This is a genomic window from Ohtaekwangia koreensis (genome assembly GCF_900167975.1).
GTDB lineage: Bacteria > Bacteroidota > Bacteroidia > Cytophagales > Cyclobacteriaceae > Ohtaekwangia > Ohtaekwangia koreensis.
In genome coordinates, this window is record NZ_FUZU01000005.1 from 368,712 (window position 1) to 388,933 (window position 20,222).

The window sequence follows — 20,222 nt, forward strand, 5'->3', positions numbered from 1 at the left end:
GGTTATTTAGGTTAGGTATATAATTTAATATATCAAAATAGGTATTTATTCTGTCAGAGAAAAGCCGTTTGTACCTTCAATTTAAGTCGTGCAGAAAGTGAAGCGTAAGGTTGATTCCAGAAATGAACGATTCCGGTAAATTTTTCTTTGCTATTCGTAAAATGACCCTAAATCAAACTGGCGTATCGGTTTGCACGGACGTAATGTTTTTAACGAAGATTTAAGTATATTTTTTATCCGGATTGGTATTTTCAAGCTGATATCCTCTATTTATTGTGAATGAATATATACTTCGGTAAATTGTCTTTTAATATATACATGGAACGTTGTACCGACATCGGGCTGACTTTGTACTTCTATTTTTCCTCCCAAGGCTGTGAGCTGAGAGCGTACCAGGTATAAGCCGAGTCCCTTGCCTTCCATGTGAAGATGAAAACGTTTATAGAGATTAAACATACTTTGCCCATGCAAGGAAAGATCAATGCCGAGACCATTGTCTGTAACGCTTAACCGTATATATTCATCTTGTATTGTTGTGACGAGCGTGATAACAGGCGTGCGATTCGGATCGCGGTACTTAATAGCATTGCTGATCAGATTATATAGTATACTTTCAACGTATGGTAAAACAGAATATAGTCTATCTGTTTCAGTGAAATCGCTGACGATCTTTGCTTGGGTATCTTCAATCTCTTTTTCAAGTACCTTCAGTACTCGTGTCAGTACAAAATGTAAATCGATCTCAACGAGATTACTCGTATGCTTTTTTATTTCCAGGATCACCGCTAAATCTTTTATAACATGATCCATATCATATGTAGACTTTACCAGTTTTTCGATAGCATGATCTTTGTCTGCTTGATTGGTGCTGATCTGAATAACGTTTGACAAACCAAGAATACGCGCCAAGGGTGCGCGTAAATTATGGGCTGCTATAAAAGCAAATTGCTCTAGCTGATTGTTTTGCTGGATCAGCTCGCGGTTCGCATTTTGTAACTCCTGCGTTCGACTCGCTACATCAATTTCCAATTGTTCATTTTTAGATTGGATCTCGTTGTTCTGCAAAGCAATGGTAATCTGTGCTTCGTGAAGTTGTTTGTTCTGTAGCGTAAGTATATCGCGCTGAGAAGCTAGCTCTTCGTTTTGTGAGGCAATCTCTGCCGTTCGCTCCTTCACCAGATGTTCAAGACCAACGTTTTGTTCTTTTAGAATTTTATTTTTATCAGCTTCCGATTCACGCAGCAACTCCGATAACTTAAATGTTTTCTGAGTATAATAAGCAGTATAGAGTAATGTAGGAAAACAAATCAGAAAAAATACAATCTGTAATATATAGTTACGCGTGAGCGCAGCCTGGTATTGGTTTTCAGCTTCTACATCGATGCTATCCATAAATGCGATCATATGTTTTTCGCATTCTATGTATTGCCAGTATAGATGTCCTCCCTTATCCGATGTGAAACGGTTCAGAAACTCATTTCGGTTTCCGGCTTGAATAAGTTGTTTTAATTCGAGGCAATAGCGAGCATAGGAGTCAAGGGAATCCTTGAATATATAGAACTCGTGCATATCGTATCCCAGTTTTTTGAGAGGTACCTCTACGTGATGCAGGATACTGTCTTGCCAACGGATTGCATTATGCAAGGGTGCTGCGAACCGCTCCTCCGGGATAATCGCATATCCTCTCAATCCAATGTCGAGCGCATGGATCAATATCTTCCCTATCTGATCATAATATATCTTTACTTTTTCAGTCTCTTCCTGCAGCGCTTTATTACGCGTAATAATATCATTGTTATACTTGGTGAAGAGTGAATTTACAAGCAATAGAATCCCGATGACGAACACAACGATGTATATAAAGTTCTTTCGTAACATGTTTCTCTCCCTCGCTTACCAGTTCAGCTATTTAAGAGCAATGAACTTTAGGTAATTAACTAAATTTTCAGGAATTTTTGTGTGTAAACTAAGGGTATATAACAACATATCAGACAAACAAATATTAAACCTATTATACGTTGAAACGTTATTGTGAATATTTTTTCAGCCCTTTTGTAAGGGTAATGACTGGATTTTACGTTATCCGTGAGTCGCTTTTTCTCCTTCCATCAAATATTTGTACGCTTTTGTGGTAGAAGTATTTGATATCCAGGCTCACCGTTGTGATTTTGTACATATATCTTTGAAAGGATAAACAACGCTATCATGAAGAAACTCTATTTGCTGGTATCCCTGATTTTAGCATTATGCATTGCCACTGACGGATACACGCAAGCAAAAAATACGAAAGCAAAAGCTACACTCAACCACACGGCGATCTATGTGAAAGACGCAAAGACAAGTGCTGCCTTCTATCAAAATATCATTGGCGTGGATACAATACCTGAGCCGTTTCATGATGGAAAACATGCGTGGCTTAGAATTGCCCCAGGTGTGGCGATGCATATTATTCAAGGGGCCACAGAAAATAAAGAATATTATAAAAATCAGCATACGTGCTTCAGTGTAGCATCGGTTGAAGCTTTTGTCTCCGTGCTGAAGAAAAATAATATACCGTGGGAAGACCGGGATGGAGCAAAGCAGGCAATCACTACACGCGTAGATGGCGTTAAACAACTTTGGTTACAGGACCCGGATGGCTATTGGATCGAGATCAACGATGCAAAGGAGTAAAACCTGAGACATCCTCAAAATACATACATAATAATCAGGAAGGCCCTTACTGCGTGAGAGCCTTTGTCATTTTTCCGAACCATAGAAATCACGTATTGCTAAGTTGCGATAGGTCATTGTATCTTTCTGCAAAAGCCACATAGTGGTATAATCATCACCGATAAGATTTATAAGTAGCGTGCAGCAACCAGGTAAATATAGTACAGGCAAATATCACGTCACGATATTGGTTGCTGTTTGGGGAATAGTACATGCCTTTTTATTTTTTTATTATGGAATACGAAGCCTGTATGATGCGAAGGTTTATATACACTGCGCTGACGCTTTAATACAAGATGGAGCATTGGAAGATTCACATTATATTTTCTATTCAGTGCCTATCAATTTAATGGCTTTTTTTCGGAGGATGTTTCCAGGACAACTCGTGCCCTACCTGGTTTTTCAATGCGTTATCTCTGCGTTTGCTACTGTAGCTTTATACCGTGCCAGCGCAAAGATTTTCAATGATCCAAAGGCAGGCTTGATGTCGGGTATAATCTTTTTGATCTGGTGGGACAATATCCATTGGAACACAACAGCCATGACCGAATCGCTGGCGTGTAGTATAATTTGTTTTCTGATTCTTCGATTAGCCTCCTTCAAAGATTCCATAGCGGATTATCTCTGGATTATAGCCTTGTTAGTAATTGCTTTCTTTACACGCCCTACAGGTATTTTAATTATAGTCTCCACCATAGCATTTTTAGTACACTATCACTGGCATGCCATACGCTATAGATTTTTTTGGAGATTCGTAATTATACCCTGTTTGTTTGTTATCGCCTATATCTCTGCGGACTTCATGTTTACGCGTTGGGATTTTTCAGAGCAATATCGAAAAGGAAATATTGTAACCTATATGGATGACATACAGGGAGGTGCGCTATATTCCGAAAGTATGCGCATAGAAATTGATAGCCTGGTAATTTCTTCTGACAAGCCGCCCGTGTTAAGGATGCTGTTTTTCGCGTTGGATAACCCTGTTTACTTTTTGAAATCAGCAGGACTGAAAGTATGGTACCTGGTTTCTGCGGTGCGACCCTATTATTCTACAGTACACAATCTTTATGCATTAACATGGGTAACGTTGATCTATATACTATATTATTTTGGATGGCGAAACACAGTTGCTGGCTCTATGAGAGCTACTGATTCCACAAAGGTTTTTACAGCCGTTGTGATTGTGCTCAACTGTTGCTTGATAGGAATCTCTTCCGTGGATTGGGATAACCGTTTTTATATCCCTATGGAACCCGGACTCGTCTTGCTTGCAGGTGGGGGTGCAGCATATAGTATACGAGTGTTGAAATCAAAATTCGTAAGCAGCCGTTGATATGTCAATGACTTTCAAAGCAAGAGTATGTCACGGTTGAAACTCTGCATCATCGATCGCTTTGTTCAATTCAATGCGTTCGAAGGTAACGACAAGGATCGCCTGGTCATTTGCTTTACTGATTATCTTAAAAGGAAATTTTAGTCCGTTTACATCCCGGTAGTCGCTATAGATCGTATGAAGTAGAGTACCTTTCATTTCTGCATTTTTTGACTCACTCGCCTTCATGAATAATTCTGAAGTAATGCGATCAAAATAATATAGTGCTGTATCACCATCTTTGTGAATGAACTTTACCCGAAAGCAATTTCTTCCCTGCACGGTATCGGCTCCTTCTAAAATTGCGCGATGTCCTTTTTTACGATAGTCGATCAGCACACTTTCCGTTTCAACATCAGCCTCATTTGCCATAGCACGCGCATCCTTTCCCGTGAGAATTGTGGCGTTGGTCTCGCCATTGAAAACGTCAATCTTCCAGCCTCGTGTTCCGTCAAACGCCTGCGCATAATATTTGCCATTTGCAGCAACACTGAATTTATACCGGTCTGGTGATTTAGCATACGAGTTGAATGGAAATTTCATTCCGCCATAGTCGTATTCTCCGGTAGCGGTGATCGTCTTTACTTTTTCCCATTGTTTTTTTCCGCCGGTGAACGCTATATACTTGTTCACAATTTCGTCAACCTTTTGAGCGTATGTGGACTGTGACAGAAACAACGCTATAATGAGAATGAAAGAATAGGCGATGCGCATAGAGAGAGTCTGAATTATTTAACAAACATAGTTAATCAAAGTAAGAATTGTTCATCTTATTCGTTGTGGAAATCAGTGTTGTAATTCTTTTGATTAAATTTTGAAACCGGATTACAGAACTTATCGTATGGCGTTACGTATATTCATTTCCTGTACGAATGCCTTCAGGTGGATGAATTTAACTGGAAAAAAACTAACTTGTAACACGACTCTACATAAATACAAAATAATGAAAAAGAAAACCCTTCTTAGTTTTGCGTTCGCTGTTCTTATAGCATCGAGCGCATGGTCTCAGCAATATGTTACACAAATTAAAGACGCCAGTAAAAAATGGGGTTATGTCAATCTGAAAGGAGAGATCATCATTCAGCCTCAGTTTGAAAAATGTTATGAATTTTCCAGCGATGGATATGCACCTATTTACGATACTAAAAACCGACAATATTATTTCATCAATGTAAAAGGTGAAAAGTTACAAACAGAGATTAGCGGCTTTAAATTGATTGATGGTTTCGGTATAGATGTCAAAGGTTTTGAAAATGGATTGGTGCCAGTAAAGAATGGCGAGAAGTGGGGGTATATGAATACCAGTGGGAAGCTGGCCATTCTGGCGAAGTATGAAGACCCTACCGTGTTTAATGGAGGCCATGCTGTTGTAAAGAGTGGAACCTCGTACATTGTATTGAATACAAAAGGCGAGGAGTTTCCGGTAGAAGGCTCTGTGCTGGATGTTAAACCTTTTTCAGAAGGCCTTGCTCCCTATAGGGCTGCCGATAAAAAATTTGGATTTATAGCAGAGAACGGAAAAGTTGCTATACCTGCACAGTTTGAGAGTGTTGGTTATTTTAAAGATGGATTAGCGTGGGCTAAAACTGCAGATAAAAAGTTAGGCTATATTAATACGAAAGGTGAATGGGTAATCAAACCACAGTTTGATGTTGGAAAAGAATTCGATGTTAAAAGTGGTGTGGCACGCGTTAAGACTGGAGATGTTTGGGGATATGTTTCCAAAACCGGTAATGTTACACATGTAGACACTGATTTGTTTGGTGATTTCTCCAACGGTTTAGCACAAGGTAAAAAGAATGGCAAGTTCGGTTTCTATAACGTGAAGGGCGAGTGGGTAATCGAAGCTAAATTTGATGGATCACGTGATTTTAAGAATGGCTACGCAGCCGCAAAGCAAGGAGATAAGTGGGGCATCATCAATACACAGGGAGAGTGGGTTATCAAACCTACATTTGAAGCCATCAAGGACATGGAACTCGTGAAATAGCATATATAGTAATATTTATTGAAAGCCATTCGATACCCATCGAATGGCTTTTGTTTTTTTAAGCCTTCTCATAGCTTGAATATTAATACTCTATAATATTTGGAATGTCTTGTCGAATAAATATAGATTGTTAGAAGCTGTGCCATATGGAGTTACGTTGTACTATATTTTGTTTGTAAAGTATCTGCATATATAAACACGGTATATAAGTATACTTGTTCATCGCGGAATAAAGCATCTTTGTCGCAAATAGTTTTCCTGGTCACTTACAATACAATTGGACAGCAACGTTCCGTAAGTGAACCCAAATGATTTGATTCTTCGCAGAATAACATCCATTCATCGCAAAGCAATCATGTGTGCTAAAGATTCCACTTACTGCGCACGTTTAGGGTGTATACAAAGTTGCAGTAGTAACCGCTGCTGTAAATCAACCTTAAAGTATGTTAAACTAATGATGATGGAAAAAATGAAAGAATCCATGCGGACATTAACCGCCATGGTAATTGGCGCAGCTATTATAGCTGTGTGTTTGTTTACAGTTTCGGCCTGTAATGATGATGACGATGCAACAGCATCGCCAACCATTACAAGCTTTACCCCCGCCAGTGGTGTAGTTGGCACTACGGTTATTATTACCGGCACTAATTTCAGTACATCAATTTCTGCCAACACGGTAACTTTTAATGGTATAACTGCTACCGTTACGGCTGCAACTGAAACACAGCTTACGGTTACGGTGCCAACCAGTGCTACTACTGGTAAAATTGCAGTTACAGTGAATAGTGTTACAGTAACATCAACCAGTGATTTTACCATAACGACAACGTCCACAAGTGCACCTACGATAACAAGCTTTACACCAACGAGTGGAGCCGAGGGTACAACCGTAACTATTACGGGTACAAATTTCAGTACCACATCAGCCAGTAACACAGTTACATTCAATGGCACCGCGGCTACTGTCACTGCAGCTACAGCTACACAACTTACCGTTACCGTTCCGACCGGTGCTACTACGGGCAAGGTTGCTGTGTCCGTGAATACAAGCAGCACAACAGCGACATCAACGGATGATTTCACCGTTACCGCTGCCACCACTGCCGACTGCAGTTCTGCTACAACAACAGCAGAGAAGGTAGTATGTTTAGCGGAAGCTTTTAAAGCTACACTTACATCAACACAGATTGCTTCTCTTCAAATTGCTTATACAAAAGCAAATGCAATCAGATGGTCTAATCTTCCTTGCGGATTAAGTTGCCGGAACGGATTAGCTTTCAGCTCGCTTACAACAACGCAGTTGGCAGCAGCCAAAGCCGTTATAGCTGCTGCATCAGGTACTTCTACAGATGAAGGGTATAGCGAATTTTTACAAGTGAATGCAGCCGATGATGTATTGGGAACAAAGAGTGGTAATACCAGCAGCTATTCGTCCGGAAACTATATCATTGCATTTTTAGGCGCACCCAGTACTGCCGGTACGTGGATGCTGCAGTTCGGTGGTCATCACTATGCACAAAATATAACTTATACTGCGGGCGCTGTCGTAAGCATCACGCCTTCTCATCAAGGTATAGAGCCTAAGACGTGGACAACCAATGGGACAACGTATGCGCCTCTTGCTTCAGAACGTTCTGGTATGGCCGAGATGCTGGCATCCTTTACAACCGCTGAACTAGCAAGCGCGAAGAATTCCTCTACATTCTCTGATGTGCTGATGGTACCCGGAAGCACTTCTAACACAATGCCCGCTACCAAGCAAGGTATTAAGGTAAGTACATTGAGCAGCGCGGCACAATTAAAAGTGTTGGCAGCCATGGCTCCCTGGGTTAACGATCTCGATGCTACATCGGCTGAAAGTTTCCTCGCTATATATACATCTGAACTTGCGGATACCCATGTGACGTATGCCAGCAACGCAAGTGGTACGTCCGGCAATGCCAGCACATTTTTCACAGCCAATACAGACTATGTGCGAATCGATGGACCCAGTGTATGGATTGAGTTTATCTGTCAGACAGGCGTGGTATATCCTTCAGAAATTCACTATCACACCGTGTTCCGCGATCACAAGCGTGATTATATAGGACTATAATCCTGATCAATCTATGAACGACAAATTCATTTTAAACAACCGCTCTGCAATAGCAGGGCGGCTGTTTATTTTCATACTCGCATCTGTATTCATCTTTACCTTTGCTTCAGTATCTGTGCAAGCGCATCAGACGCCCAACACCATTGTATTGCTTGATATACGCCCTGATGGTGTAGCCGCAGAATTGCAGTTACCGTTAGGAGAGCTGGAGCTTGCCTTTGGAAATGATGTGACTAAAAATCCGGAAACGCTGGTGGCAAGACTTGGCGCTCAACTGCAAGCATATTTAAAAGCCCATATAAATCCGCAAACAGCAGATGGCCGCTTGTGGAATGTATCTATAGTATATATGAAGGTCGCCCCAGCAGAACAGACCTATAGCGGTCCATTCCAGGAGATAACGATACGCCTATGGATGCAGCCACCCACGGGAGCCAGCAGCAGAAATTTTACATTGAACTATGATGTGATCATGCATCAGGTTGTGACGCATACAGCGTTGGTATCGATCCGTAATGATTGGGAGACTGGCATTACCGCAGAACATCAGGTTGAAGCTGGCGTGATTCGCGTTGACACCGGCAGTAACCAGATCTATCCATTAAAGGTCAACCTTGAGGAGGGCAGTTGGTGGAATGGATTCAGCAACATGGTACGCCTGGGTATAGATCATATTGCAGCGGGCACAGATCATCTTTTATTTCTTCTGACTTTATTGTTACCTGCACCGCTATTGGCTACGAAAAAACGTTGGAGAAACTTCGGTGGCATCCGGTATAGCATTGCTCACCTGCTTCGGGTAGTCACTGCCTTTACAGTAGGTCATTCTATCACACTGCTTGCCGGTGTTATCGGGTGGCTTCAGTTTCCGGGTCAACCAATAGAAATTCTGATAGCGTTTTCTATTCTCGTATCCGCGGTACATGCCTTTTGTCCTATATTTCCGGGACGCGAAGTATATGTTGCTGCAGGATTTGGTTTGATACATGGTATGGCGTTCGCAGGTACACTGGTTAACCTGAACCTCGCACCCGCATACATGACGCTGAGTATATTAGGCTTTAATATCGGTATAGAATTGATGCAGCTGTTTGTGATTATGCTCACCGTTCCGTGGCTCATTCTGTTAAGCCGTACATCCTTATATTCTTCTTTCAGAATTACAGGAGCGATTGTGGCCGCTATAGCTGCCCTTGCGTGGATGACAGAGCGGATCCTGCAAAAAACAAATCCGTTAACAATGCTTGTTGAAAAGATAGCAGCGTATGCATCGTGGATTATTGTGGCACTCGCCTGCGCATCTATACTGAGTTACACTATAGAGCAGCAAAAAAGAAGGAAAGTATACAACAGAGATTAAGCTTGTGTAAAAATAACTTAATCAAAAGATAATACTATAAAAACAGAATAGCGCTGCTTCCTGTAAAACATTCAGCAACGCTATCCTTTAGAACTTTAAGAACTATCTGAAATTAGTCTTTAGCAAATTCAGTGTTAGCAGTAATAGTAACTTCATCGCTAACAACACCTGAAGGTGTACCAGCTCCGATACCGAAATCAGAACGCTTTATTGTACCAGTAACTTTGAAAGCACCGATAGTTTTCTTCGTGTAAGGATGAACGGCAGTACCGTTAAAAACAGCTTCCAATGTAACTGGTTTAGTAACACCATGTAATGTCAGGTTACCAACTAATGTATAAGCGTTCTTACCTTTTTTCTTGAAAGATGTGCTTTTGAAAGTAAGCGTAGGAAATTTCTCTGCATCAAAGAAATCAGCGCCTTTCAAATGTCCATCACGTTGGTCGTTGTCTGTGTTAATAGAGTTAACGTCTGCTGTTAATTCGATAACCGCATCGGAGAAATCTTCTTTAGAAGAAGTGATTTTCGCATCAAATGATTTGAAAGAACCATCTACTGTAGAGATCAACAAGTGGGTTACACCAAAGCCAAGTTTAGAGTGAGCTTTGTCTAATGACCATGATTGAGCAAAAGCTGAAACTGCAAATGCTAAAGCGATAACGGATAAAGTAAGTTTTTTCATTTTGATAATTAAATTTTTAGTGAAACTGTTTTATTTATGGTTAATGTATAATGTGTGCTAGTTAATTGGAATATACAGTCTTCAAATAGTCTTTCAAAGGAGTTGACTTTCTTCCCAGCAATTTTTCCAGGGTTGTATCCATCATATCAAACTCTCCTTGCCTGATCGCTTCATTGAATGCCCCAAACATACCAATATATTCTGAGGGAACACCCGCTTTGCTAAGTTCCTGGTGAAATACTTCCTGGGTAGGCGATACATATGCAATTTTCTTTCCAGTTATTTCACTGATACCATCAGCAACCTCCTGATATGAATACGAAGTGCTACCCGAAATATCGTAGCTCTTATTATCATGTCCTGAAGTGGTAAGTATGTTTGCAGCTGCTTCAGCCATATCAGCGCGTAACGTAAACGCTGCTCTTCCGGTTCCTGCCGGTTGAAATATAGTTCCGGTCTCCAATACTTTATCACCTATAAACATCGGTAGAATGTCCATATAAAGTCCATGCTTTAAAATAGTATAGGTGATCCCGGAATCTTTCAAAAGCGCTTCCGTGTTAAGATGCGACTTGGCAATGAAATAGATGGGTGAAGTCTCTGTTTCATTTTTCCGTTGAAAGCTCGTATATACTATATGTTTTACACCCGCTGTTTTAGCAGCAGCCACTACATTGGCTTGCTGTCCTAAACGATGTTGGACATCATTACCCGATACGAAAAAAAGTTTATCTATACCGGTAAACGCCTTTACGAGTGAAGCGACATCATTGTAGTCACCTTCGCGTACATCAACACCTTGTGCTGCAAGGTCAGCTGCTTTTGCAACATCCCGTACCAGTACAGCAATGTTTGACGATGCTGTTTTCTGTAGTAAATATTGGGCGGTTGCTCTTCCGAGATGGCCTGTGGCTCCTGTTATTAAAATCATTGTGTAGGTTCTATATATAGTTAATCCCCTGCATTGTGGGGTAGTTGCAATCGTAAGGGTATTTAGTTACTTTTGGATACTCAAAGGTAAATGGATACTTAATGGATGTGCAATAAGGCACTGTAATAATACTCACTTACCTGGAGGTAACTATAGTTGGAAATCAATGCGTTGCGTATGAAAAAAAAGCTAGAGGATTATGACTTTTCCAAAGCTTGTCCGATACGAAACGTATTGGACCGCTTCGGTGACAAGTGGTCTATATTGGTAATACTTTTGTTGGGTGAACACAAAGGGCCTATGCGTTTTAATGAACTGGCACAAACGATAGGAGATATATCTCAAAAAATGCTCACCGTTACATTACGTACATTGGAGGCAGACGGAATGGTTCATCGAAAACATTATCCTGAGATTCCGCCCCGGGTAGAATATGAATTAACCGAGCTTGGTAAAGGCCTTTTACCACACATTAATGGACTGACGCAATGGGCATTAAAAAACTATGATGCAATTACAAAGTCCCGTAAAAAGTTTATTGCCAGAAAGCAGTTCGCGTAAATAAACAGTCTCGCGTTCGTGAATGGGAGTAGTATTCCTCAAAACTCTATCACTTCAGTGTTGTATACCGCTAACGATGCCAAAGAAATCTGTAATAAAATATTTCCATATACTTTCAGAAAAAACTGCATACTCTTAATCTAATGAGTGTGGCAACATATTCATCATTCTTATATTGTAGTTGCAAAAATATTTGGGACACATCAAAAATTAACTATACTGACTTGCAAGATGTTGTAAATAGATTCTCGTATCACACGGCCACGGTAAACGTTAATCGACTTACACTTCTATACTATATCTCTAGAGAATAGCCTGCTATCGGGCAATCACACTGCGGCCTCAAATGAGAAACGTGTTATTAGATTCCTTTTTATAGGTGTATATTTGACGCTTGGTCTATACGCTTTAAGGTGATGAATAAGGGCAAAGGTCTTGAGTACTCTGTCAATCTTTCATTTGAGGAAATAAAATTGCCACCCTTCCCGGTAGACTTCAGAATATCCGTTTTGTATAGCAACATTGAACGAAAACTCTGATGAATATATCATTTTTTATCAAGCGTGATTTTCAAACAATACAAGCGTATGAAGGTATACGCGCTATAAAAGACAATTTGATTCAGCAAGCAGCCCTTGTTGTTCAGGATGAAGACCAAAATCACATCGGTATTCTAACTCCGCTGGATATAGTACAACACCCGCATAACCTCGTGATAGATTGCATCACCACAAAACCAGTACTGTCGTTGCCCGGCACAGTAGACGAGGCGTTGCAGATCATGCAGTCAGAGCAATCGGAAGTGCTTCCTGTATACAAGGATGGGCAATTTGAAGGGCTTATATTTAAAAACGATCTCCTGGAATTTGTGAAAACGAAAAGAAGAGAACTGGAAAAAGAAGTTGCAGAGCAGGTAAAGGAGATTAAGGCTATACATGCCCAACTTGAAACTTCAAGACATATTCTGCAGGCTATATTTGATAGCACGCAATCCTATATTTTATTGGTTGACCCGGAGTATCGAATTATTTTTTTTAATAGGCGTGCACAAGAGGGAAGCAGAGAGTTGTACGACAGAGAGATGATGTTGGGCGATAGTATCCTGGAATATAAATCGGATGTTGATGAGATGGACTTGCGTAGCTTTGAAGAAAATTTTACAAAAGCCATTGCCACCGGCCACACCGTTGTAGAAGAACGTGAGATACTCTATCCCAACATGACTTCGTCCTGGCTTCGTTCAGAATATACGCCTGTATACGACCGTGGCACCCTTATTGGTGTAGCACTTCGAAGTGTGGATATAACCGACCGAAAACATTACGAGTTGCAAATAGAAATGCAAACCGAAGTGTTACAGGAAATCTCGTGGATTCAATCACATCAAACCCGGCAACCTGTCGCTACCATTCTTGGCTTAATTAATATACTGGAGAAATCTTCGCTAACGGAAGACAACCGGAAGATTGTTTCCCTGCTTGAAGAAACTGCCCACAAACTTGATGACGTGATCCGTGAGACTGTGATCAAAGCTAATTCGCTATAGGGTATCATTAAGGTATAGTCAGGCGTACTTCCATTTGAACCCCTTTGTGTGACGATGTATACCGCGCGCTACGAGTATGATTTCCTTCTCGCCACATCCTGTTATTTGTGCTGCTTCACGGATACTTTCGTATCGAGCCAACAATTTACCTTTTGCTGAATATTGCTTTACAGGTTTACGTCTGCTATAACCACCATAATTTTTCCAGTCAGAGCGGTCAGCAATTTTTAAATACGAATCAGCGCGCTCGCGCTTAAATACGCGTTGACTCTTTTCACTTTTCGTAACGAGCTTTAGATTCTTCACAGCATTGTTATAGCCATCACCATCTTTATTGATCACATACAACCCGTCTTTTTCGTAGTCAATATTTTTTACAAACGTGCTATAAATTATTCTCCGGGTGTTAAAATAGTATTGACGACCCTCGCGTGAAAGCGAAACACGGAGATCGACCATCGGCTCACCGGTTTTGACATTTTTGTTCTTCGCGATAGACTGACTCAGTATTCTCCCAGCGACAAATTGTTCTTTCAACCTTGGATGGGGTATAGTTCTATCGATAGACTTTACTCGTCCAAGGTTAGAAGCTTTATATAATCCTTCAAAACCGGGTATATCAAGCCATCGTTCACCAGATATATTTTTTAAGATTTTATTGCGGTAGGGGTATTCTTCAGGGCTCATATATACAATGTTAATGACAATCCTATAGCAGCACAACAGCTACCGAAGCCATGCTCCGTAATCTTACGGAGGTATCTCTCTGTAATCTTTTAAAAACCCATTACTCAAATTGAATGTACTTTTGAGGCGTGGATAATTCTGCTTCAATTACTGTAGTTATGTACTGCAATTAGTAGTATAGCTCAGCAGAGGAGAAGAATGCAAGTATAAATGTTCCCGTAAATACACATGAAGAATATTTACCTTTATTTTAAGCGCTGGAAAGGTTGTTATAGAGCAATCATTTATATTTTTGCTATAGGCTGCAGTGTACCAGAGACTGACTTTATTAAGCCTATACCGGTGGCAATCGAAGCATCGGACATTCAATCGACTAGTTTTGTGGCGAATTGGAAGCCGGTATTAGGAAGCTCGGTATATATAGTAGATGTATCCATCGACCCGTTATTTTCAAGTTATGTTACAGGATATCAATCCAGAGAAATAGAAGGCAACGCTCTACAGGTTACAGGCCTTGCAGCGGAAGTTACATATTACTATAGGGTAAGAGGTCAAAAAGAGCACACGTTCTCTGATAACTCAAATGTCATTGCTGTTACAACAGCAGCACTCAATTCACCGGTGGCGAGTCAGCCAACAGCTACCCAAGTTTTTAATTTTACTGCAAACTGGACCGCCATTGAGGAAGCTGCCAGTTATCTGATAGAGGTTGCAACCGATCCTGATTTTAACAATATACTACCTGGATACAATGCTTTAGAGGTGGTGGGCCTTTCACTTGAAGTCAAAGGACTTGACTATACGAAATCGTACTACTACAGAGTTAAATCAAAACGCCTTGAGAAAACATCGGGCTACTCAAACATTATCGCGGTGAAGCCTTGTGTCTCGGAGCAATGCAAGCTTTCAAAAATTACATACTCGTCCGATTTCATCATTACATTTTTATATGAAAATGGAGGGAGGTTATCAACTATAGACATAATGTACTATGGTGATCAGTATGACTACAACGTTGGGTATGCAGATAACGGACTTGCTGACACGGTGTTGTTTTTTATAAATGGGGAGATGTATGAGAAGCATGCACTGACTTACAACAGCAGTGGCAATCTTGCAACTGTTTATTTATACGATTATGATGACGTACAATTCGCTGTAAAAGACTATATATATAATGAACTCCAGCAAATTGTTGGCTTCCGAAATTATAAAGACGAGTCAAGGACTTCATTCTATAAGTACCAGGATTATGAAGTTGATGAAGCTGGTAATGTGGTGAAAATTCTTGACGAAAACGGTACACAGAAAGGGGAATTAAGATATGATGAACACTTCAATCCAAAGATGCTTATACCTGAAGCATTGCGTCCCTATATCTGGGATTTTTTCTCGGGATTCGATGTGGTTCCTTATTCCCGTATCAACAATCCCATCTATGCGAAAGGAAATTTTCAGGCGGACTATGACGAAGAAGAGGTATTTATCTATGACCTCAACGAGTGCAATGTTGCGCTCGCCCGCAAAGGGTTTTATAAGTTGACCTATGAATTTACAGGCTGTGATTTTTAACAGTAAAAAAGCTATGCAGTATAAATATTTAGCATTGTGTTTTATGTTATTATCAGGGTCACTATGGGCACAGACCACTGAAGATAATACGTCATCGGGTGATCCATACAAATTCACCGTTGACCAGGATATACTTAATTTAAAGTTTGAAGGAGATGCCACCGTCAACATTCAGGGCGCTTCAGGTAAGCAGGAGGATGTAAACAAAACTCCCTATACCGCTACTGTTCTTACCCGCGAGGAAATTGAAAATGCAGGAGCGTTAACCATACCAGAGGCTCTTCGTTTGGCACCCGGATTATTCGTGCAGCAAACTGTTAATGGTTTGTATGAAGTATATATACAAGGTACAGAAGCATTACCAACGGTCAGTAACCTAAGCGATGCAAGAAGCAAAATGGTATTGGTAATGATTGATAACATGCCGGTTAATAATTATTTTGACGCAGGCGTGTTGTGGGAGACTTTGCCGGTAAGTCTGAACGATGTTGAAAGGATCGAGATTGTACGAAGTCCGGCAAATGTATTTTTCGGACGCGATGCTGCGAGTGGTGTGATCAACATCATCACCAGAACTCCGGAGAGTAATAAGATCAGCGTACAAGGTTCAGCGCAACGGAGTTTTGCTCCGAATGCCGCCAAGACAACCTTTAGCAATGCATCTGTGAGCCTTGGTATACGAGACAAATTCTTTGTGAGACTCTCGGGCAATTACAATAGCACGAGACGCTTTCAGGATGAACTTTATGTTTTTGGTGTACAAAGGTACGTTCCGAGTGATTCACTACTTTTCTACCGATCGACTGCAGACAAAACCAATCTCTATGGAAGTCTTGCACGACAAGATTACGCGGTCAATGCTTTTCTTCGTTTTGTTCCAAATGAAAATGTAGAAGTGACCGCGGCATTGGCGAACCAAAATTCAGAAGCGCAGACTATATATGAGGGCTTTGAAGAATTTGCATTAAGCCGCAGAACCTCTGTAACAAACTTTGCGAATTTCAATGCGAGAATTTACAAACTGAATGTGCAGGCTTCCTATACGTTTGGTGATCAAAACCTGGCCACCGGGTATCCGGGTTACCAGTTCGATATTCATAAGTTGAATAGCAGAATATACTATACCATCAATATCAAGAACTTCCGGATTATGCCCGGAGCGAGTTATCAGGAAACAGGTTTTAACGATGAAGGATATCATTCAACCGATGCGGTATATCCCGATATTATTCATGGTAATAGAAAACTTTCAAATTATGGTTTCTTTTTGAAGGGTGGCGCATCTTTCCTGGAAGATAAACTCGTAGTAGATGGCGGTGTTCGCAAGGATTTTTTCAGTTCTAACGACCAATCACTGTTGAGTTATCAGGGTGCAGTGGCTTACAATCCAATTGAGCGGATCTTGCTTCGCGCGGCATACGCCAAAGGAGGTACTGGTAATTTTGCCAGGGATATATTTGACGAAAGCATCAGCACCACGGTGCAAGGAGTTTCCATACAAAGAGTAATCAATCCTGCGCTTACAGGTTCAACCGTCCGGAATATAGAGGTGGGCACCCGCGTTCAGGCTACTGACAAGATACTGGTAAGTATAGATTACTTCATGACCCGCACAACGAACCTTATACAAGGTCTTTCTTCAACTGACTCAAGCGGTTCAAATACATATGAGCGGGTGAACGCAACAACAGTATTAAAACGGAATGGAATTACGCCCAGTGTAACGGCTAACTTCTCGAGTAAATTCAAACTCCGCGCATTTGCTACGCTACAGCATACCAACTTTCAGAGTGATACAACGGTGAATCATAATAACTATACACCAAAATACTTTGGCGGTATCACCGGAACTTTTCGGACATTACTCGAGAAGCTCACTGTTGGTGCAAGTGTATACCTGTACGATTCGTATACTATGAAAACAACACGAGGCGAAGTTGTTCTGCCTTCTAAAGTTATACCAAACCTGAAGGTATCTTACAAATTCTGGCAAGAAAGTACGGTATATATCAATGCACGGAATTTCCTGAATGACCAGAGTAAAGAGTATATATTTTCAGACGATGTACCGGCCATGTACCTCGTAGGCGTTAACCTGAATTTTTAAATGATAGACTTTGATACCATGATTCAAGGAACGAAACGATGGGTTGCTTTTTATTTGCTGGTGTCATGCATTGCAACGAGCACAGTAACGTATGCGCAGGAGCATCAGTCTCAGGATTCTGTGAAGGTGAATACACTTATCTCACAGGCTGCAGCATTGTTAAAAGAACACGAAACCGATAAGTCTATATCCATCGCGAAAGAAGGCCTGGCCGCGTCTAAAAAGAATTCATATCTGGCAGGAGAAGCTCGTAGTTATCAACTTCTTGGTGATGCCCACAGCGAGAAGAAAGAATATATCGAAGCTCTGAAATGCTATCTGTCATCGCTCAAGGCATTTGATATTTTGAAACAGGATCGTTCGATCATTAATGTATATACTTCCATTGGAACCTTGTATCAGCAGCAAAATGCTCATGTACAGGCCATAAAATATTTCGACCTGGCTTTGAAAAAAGTAGAGGCGGGTAATTATGATTTGAAATTGAATGCGATTCTTCTTGAAAACATTGCATACTCCTATGAACAGGTTGAAGATTATCAGCAAACGATTCAATATAAAATCCGGCTTTTGTCTGTCTATAACCAACAGGCAAACAGAGATAAGACTATAGCGACCTATAAAGAACTTTCTTCACTTTGCGAACAGACCAAGCAGTACAGGCTCGCGCAAAAGTATAACACAGAACTTGCATCCATCTATGAAAAGAGTAACGATGTAGGCGGCTTATCAACAACCTACAATAATATAGGGTTTATTTATAAGCGTACCGGTGATATGAAGTCATCGATGGATTACTTCAGCAAGGTTATCGAACTTGTAAATCGGCAACCTAAAAATCTAAGTGAAGGTGATAAAGCAATTCTACACGTTAATATAGGTGTAGCCTATACAAACCTGAAATTATATACTCGCGCGAAGGAACACTATGCTGTTGCACTGAAAATCCGCGAACGGCAAAAGGATGAAATCGAGATTGCCAACACGGACAATTATATAGCATCGAGCTACTATGTGAGTGGAAATACTTCGCGCGCATTGAAAGCAGTGAATGACGCAATAAAATTAGGAGAGGCAAACAATGCAGAAGAAGTGCTAGTAACAAGTTACCAGATTCTGCATCTCATTCACGATAAAGACAACAACGCTGCCAAAGCCCAGGCCTATCTTGAAAAGCATAAAGCATTAAAAGACAAGCTTTCGAAAGAAGCGAAAGCGCGAAAACAGCAGATGCTGGAACGGCAGTTGGAGATTGAAAAGAATGAAGAAGAAATTAAAACATTACTGGCAGAGCAGGAACGTGAAGTAGTAGAGTCTGAGCGCAAGGAGAGTAAATTAAAACTACAGGAGAATGAGATAAAGCTTAAAGCGAAAGAGCTTGCTATACTAAAGCGTGATCAGGAATTGAAAGCGATTGAGTATAAAAATCAGGAACTGGAAAAGGAACATGCTGAGCAGGCACTGGTGCTGGCACAGCAACAGCTTGAAGCGGAGAAGCGCAATCGTGAGTTAGAGATGCTTGAAAAGGAAAAGGAAATTCAGGATCAGAAGTTGAAGCGAAAAGCATTGGAAGATGAAAAGCAGAAGAAAACTATTCAGCTTCTCGAAGCAGATAAGAAACTGAAAGATGAGCAGTTAAAAAATAGTTACTGGATTTTCGGCTTGTTTGCTTTGGTGCTTGGCATTATCGCGATCAGTTGGATACAGAAACGTAAAGCAAACCGGTTACTGCAACGGCAGCAGCACGAGATACAAGAGAAGAATGAAGCACTGGTTCAAAACATGGAAGAGCTTCGTTCAACTCAGGAAGTATTGAGCGAGCAGAAAGATCAGCTTGAAGTACAACATCAAAAGATAACGCATAGCATTCGGTATGCCCAGCGCATTCAGCATTCTATACTTCCTTCTGACGCGTTCATGAAGAAAGTATTCCCTGAACATTTTATTACCTATCTGCCGAAAGATATAGTGTCTGGTGATTTTTACTGGGCAGCAGAGAAAGGCAACGTGAAAATTCTTTCGGTGGTTGATTGTACAGGTCACGGAGTGCCCGGTGCCTTGATGTCGATTGTCGGAAGTAATACGCTAAGTGAGTTGGTAAATGAAAAGAACTTTACGGATCCTGCACAGATTCTCAACCAGCTACACGAGGGCGTTCGGCATAAACTGAGTCAGGAAGAAAGTCAGAACCACGATGGGATGGACCTTGGTATATGCACGCTAGAGCAAAACGACAACGGATCGATACGATTGAAATTTTCAGGTGCCAAGCAAACCCTATATATTATTTCGAGTGGCGAGTTACTGGAGATAGAAGGTGATCGTAAATCTATAGGCGGTGCAAATTCCGGATCATCGCGTGATTTCTCCAGACATGAAGTCGATCTTCAAAAAGGAGATATACTATATCTGACAACAGACGGATTTACAGATCAGAATAGTCCTGACCGTGTCAGGTTTAACAAGAAGCGTCTGCGGGCGCTCATCGTGGACGTTTATCAACAAAGCTTGCAGGAACAAAGGCAGTCCTTTGAGGAAGCGTTAGCTACACACCAGCAAGGTGCCGAGCAGCGCGATGACATTACGTTGATCGGTATAAAGCTTTAA

General features: G+C 41.0%; 15 protein-coding genes. 10 read left to right on the top strand and 5 right to left on the bottom strand.

Annotated elements, in window-relative coordinates:
- Nucleotides 1-270: 270 nt before the first annotated feature.
- The gene (locus tag B5Y40_RS28740) at nucleotides 271-1,878 is read right to left on the bottom strand and encodes a sensor histidine kinase (RefSeq protein ID WP_079690348.1); all 1,608 of its coding nucleotides are present in this window, start codon (nucleotides 1,876-1,878) and stop codon (nucleotides 271-273) included.
- 327 nt (nucleotides 1,879-2,205) lie between these two features.
- Between B5Y40_RS28740 and B5Y40_RS28745 the strand changes: the two genes are divergently transcribed.
- The gene (locus B5Y40_RS28745) at nucleotides 2,206-2,673 is read left to right on the top strand and encodes a VOC family protein (protein WP_079690349.1); all 468 of its coding nucleotides are present in this window, start codon (nucleotides 2,206-2,208) and stop codon (nucleotides 2,671-2,673) included.
- 388 nt (nucleotides 2,674-3,061) lie between these two features.
- Entirely contained in the window at nucleotides 3,062-4,045 is a 984-nt protein-coding gene (locus B5Y40_RS28750; RefSeq protein WP_143785984.1) for a glycosyltransferase family 39 protein, read from the top strand.
- A 30-nt stretch (nucleotides 4,046-4,075) separates the two neighbouring features.
- Here the strand turns inward: B5Y40_RS28750 and B5Y40_RS28755 are convergent, their stop codons facing one another.
- Entirely contained in the window at nucleotides 4,076-4,798 is a 723-nt protein-coding gene (locus tag B5Y40_RS28755) for a LolA-like protein (RefSeq protein ID WP_079690351.1), read from the bottom strand.
- A gap of 229 nt (nucleotides 4,799-5,027) precedes the next feature.
- On the opposite strand from B5Y40_RS28755, the gene B5Y40_RS28760 reads away from it, so the two are divergent.
- From B5Y40_RS28760 to B5Y40_RS28770, 3 genes are all read left to right on the top strand, one after another.
- Complete coding sequence (locus B5Y40_RS28760; protein ID WP_159453837.1) at nucleotides 5,028-6,074, top strand: WG repeat-containing protein; 1,047 nt, start codon at nucleotides 5,028-5,030, stop codon at nucleotides 6,072-6,074.
- A 454-nt stretch (nucleotides 6,075-6,528) separates the two neighbouring features.
- A complete protein-coding gene (locus tag B5Y40_RS28765) occupies nucleotides 6,529-8,169 on the top strand; it encodes a DUF3500 domain-containing protein (RefSeq protein ID WP_245840874.1) in 1,641 nt (546 codons plus the stop codon).
- Between the two features lie 13 nt (nucleotides 8,170-8,182).
- Nucleotides 8,183-9,529 carry a HupE/UreJ family protein gene (locus B5Y40_RS28770; protein ID WP_079690353.1) on the top strand — a complete coding sequence of 449 codons (1,347 nt, stop codon included), beginning with the start codon at nucleotides 8,183-8,185 and terminating at the stop codon, nucleotides 9,527-9,529.
- 112 nt (nucleotides 9,530-9,641) lie between these two features.
- Here B5Y40_RS28770 and B5Y40_RS28775 read toward each other — a convergent pair whose 3' ends face one another.
- Both B5Y40_RS28775 and B5Y40_RS28780 read right to left on the bottom strand, forming a co-directional pair.
- Entirely contained in the window at nucleotides 9,642-10,211 is a 570-nt protein-coding gene (locus B5Y40_RS28775) for a YceI family protein (RefSeq protein WP_079690354.1), read from the bottom strand.
- Nucleotides 10,212-10,272: 61 nt separating this feature from the next.
- Nucleotides 10,273-11,142: an SDR family oxidoreductase gene (locus tag B5Y40_RS28780; protein ID WP_079690355.1), complete on the bottom strand. Its 870-nt coding sequence runs from the start codon at nucleotides 11,140-11,142 to the stop codon at nucleotides 10,273-10,275.
- Nucleotides 11,143-11,319: 177 nt separating this feature from the next.
- On the opposite strand from B5Y40_RS28780, the gene B5Y40_RS28785 reads away from it, so the two are divergent.
- Nucleotides 11,320-11,703, top strand: a complete 384-nt coding sequence (locus B5Y40_RS28785) for a winged helix-turn-helix transcriptional regulator (RefSeq protein WP_185145750.1) — start codon at nucleotides 11,320-11,322, stop codon at nucleotides 11,701-11,703.
- A gap of 538 nt (nucleotides 11,704-12,241) precedes the next feature.
- Complete coding sequence (locus B5Y40_RS28790) at nucleotides 12,242-13,249, top strand: PAS domain-containing protein (protein ID WP_079690357.1); 1,008 nt, start codon at nucleotides 12,242-12,244, stop codon at nucleotides 13,247-13,249.
- Nucleotides 13,250-13,267: 18 nt separating this feature from the next.
- Here the strand turns inward: B5Y40_RS28790 and B5Y40_RS28795 are convergent, their stop codons facing one another.
- Complete coding sequence (locus B5Y40_RS28795; RefSeq protein WP_079690358.1) at nucleotides 13,268-13,936, bottom strand: NUMOD4 domain-containing protein; 669 nt, start codon at nucleotides 13,934-13,936, stop codon at nucleotides 13,268-13,270.
- Nucleotides 13,937-14,164: 228 nt separating this feature from the next.
- Here B5Y40_RS28795 and B5Y40_RS28800 point away from each other — a divergent pair, with 228 nt between their 5' ends.
- Genes B5Y40_RS28800 through B5Y40_RS28810 form a run of 3 tightly spaced genes read left to right on the top strand, consistent with a single transcriptional unit; the run spans nucleotide 14,165 to nucleotide 20,222 of the window.
- The gene (locus B5Y40_RS28800; protein WP_079690359.1) at nucleotides 14,165-15,508 is read left to right on the top strand and encodes a fibronectin type III domain-containing protein; all 1,344 of its coding nucleotides are present in this window, start codon (nucleotides 14,165-14,167) and stop codon (nucleotides 15,506-15,508) included.
- A complete protein-coding gene (locus B5Y40_RS28805) occupies nucleotides 15,483-17,615 on the top strand; it encodes a TonB-dependent receptor plug domain-containing protein (RefSeq protein WP_079690360.1) in 2,133 nt (710 codons plus the stop codon). Before B5Y40_RS28800 ends, B5Y40_RS28805 begins: the two co-directional genes overlap by 26 nt.
- Nucleotides 17,616-20,222, top strand: coding sequence for a SpoIIE family protein phosphatase (locus B5Y40_RS28810; protein ID WP_079690361.1), 2,607 nt, complete (start codon nucleotides 17,616-17,618; stop codon nucleotides 20,220-20,222).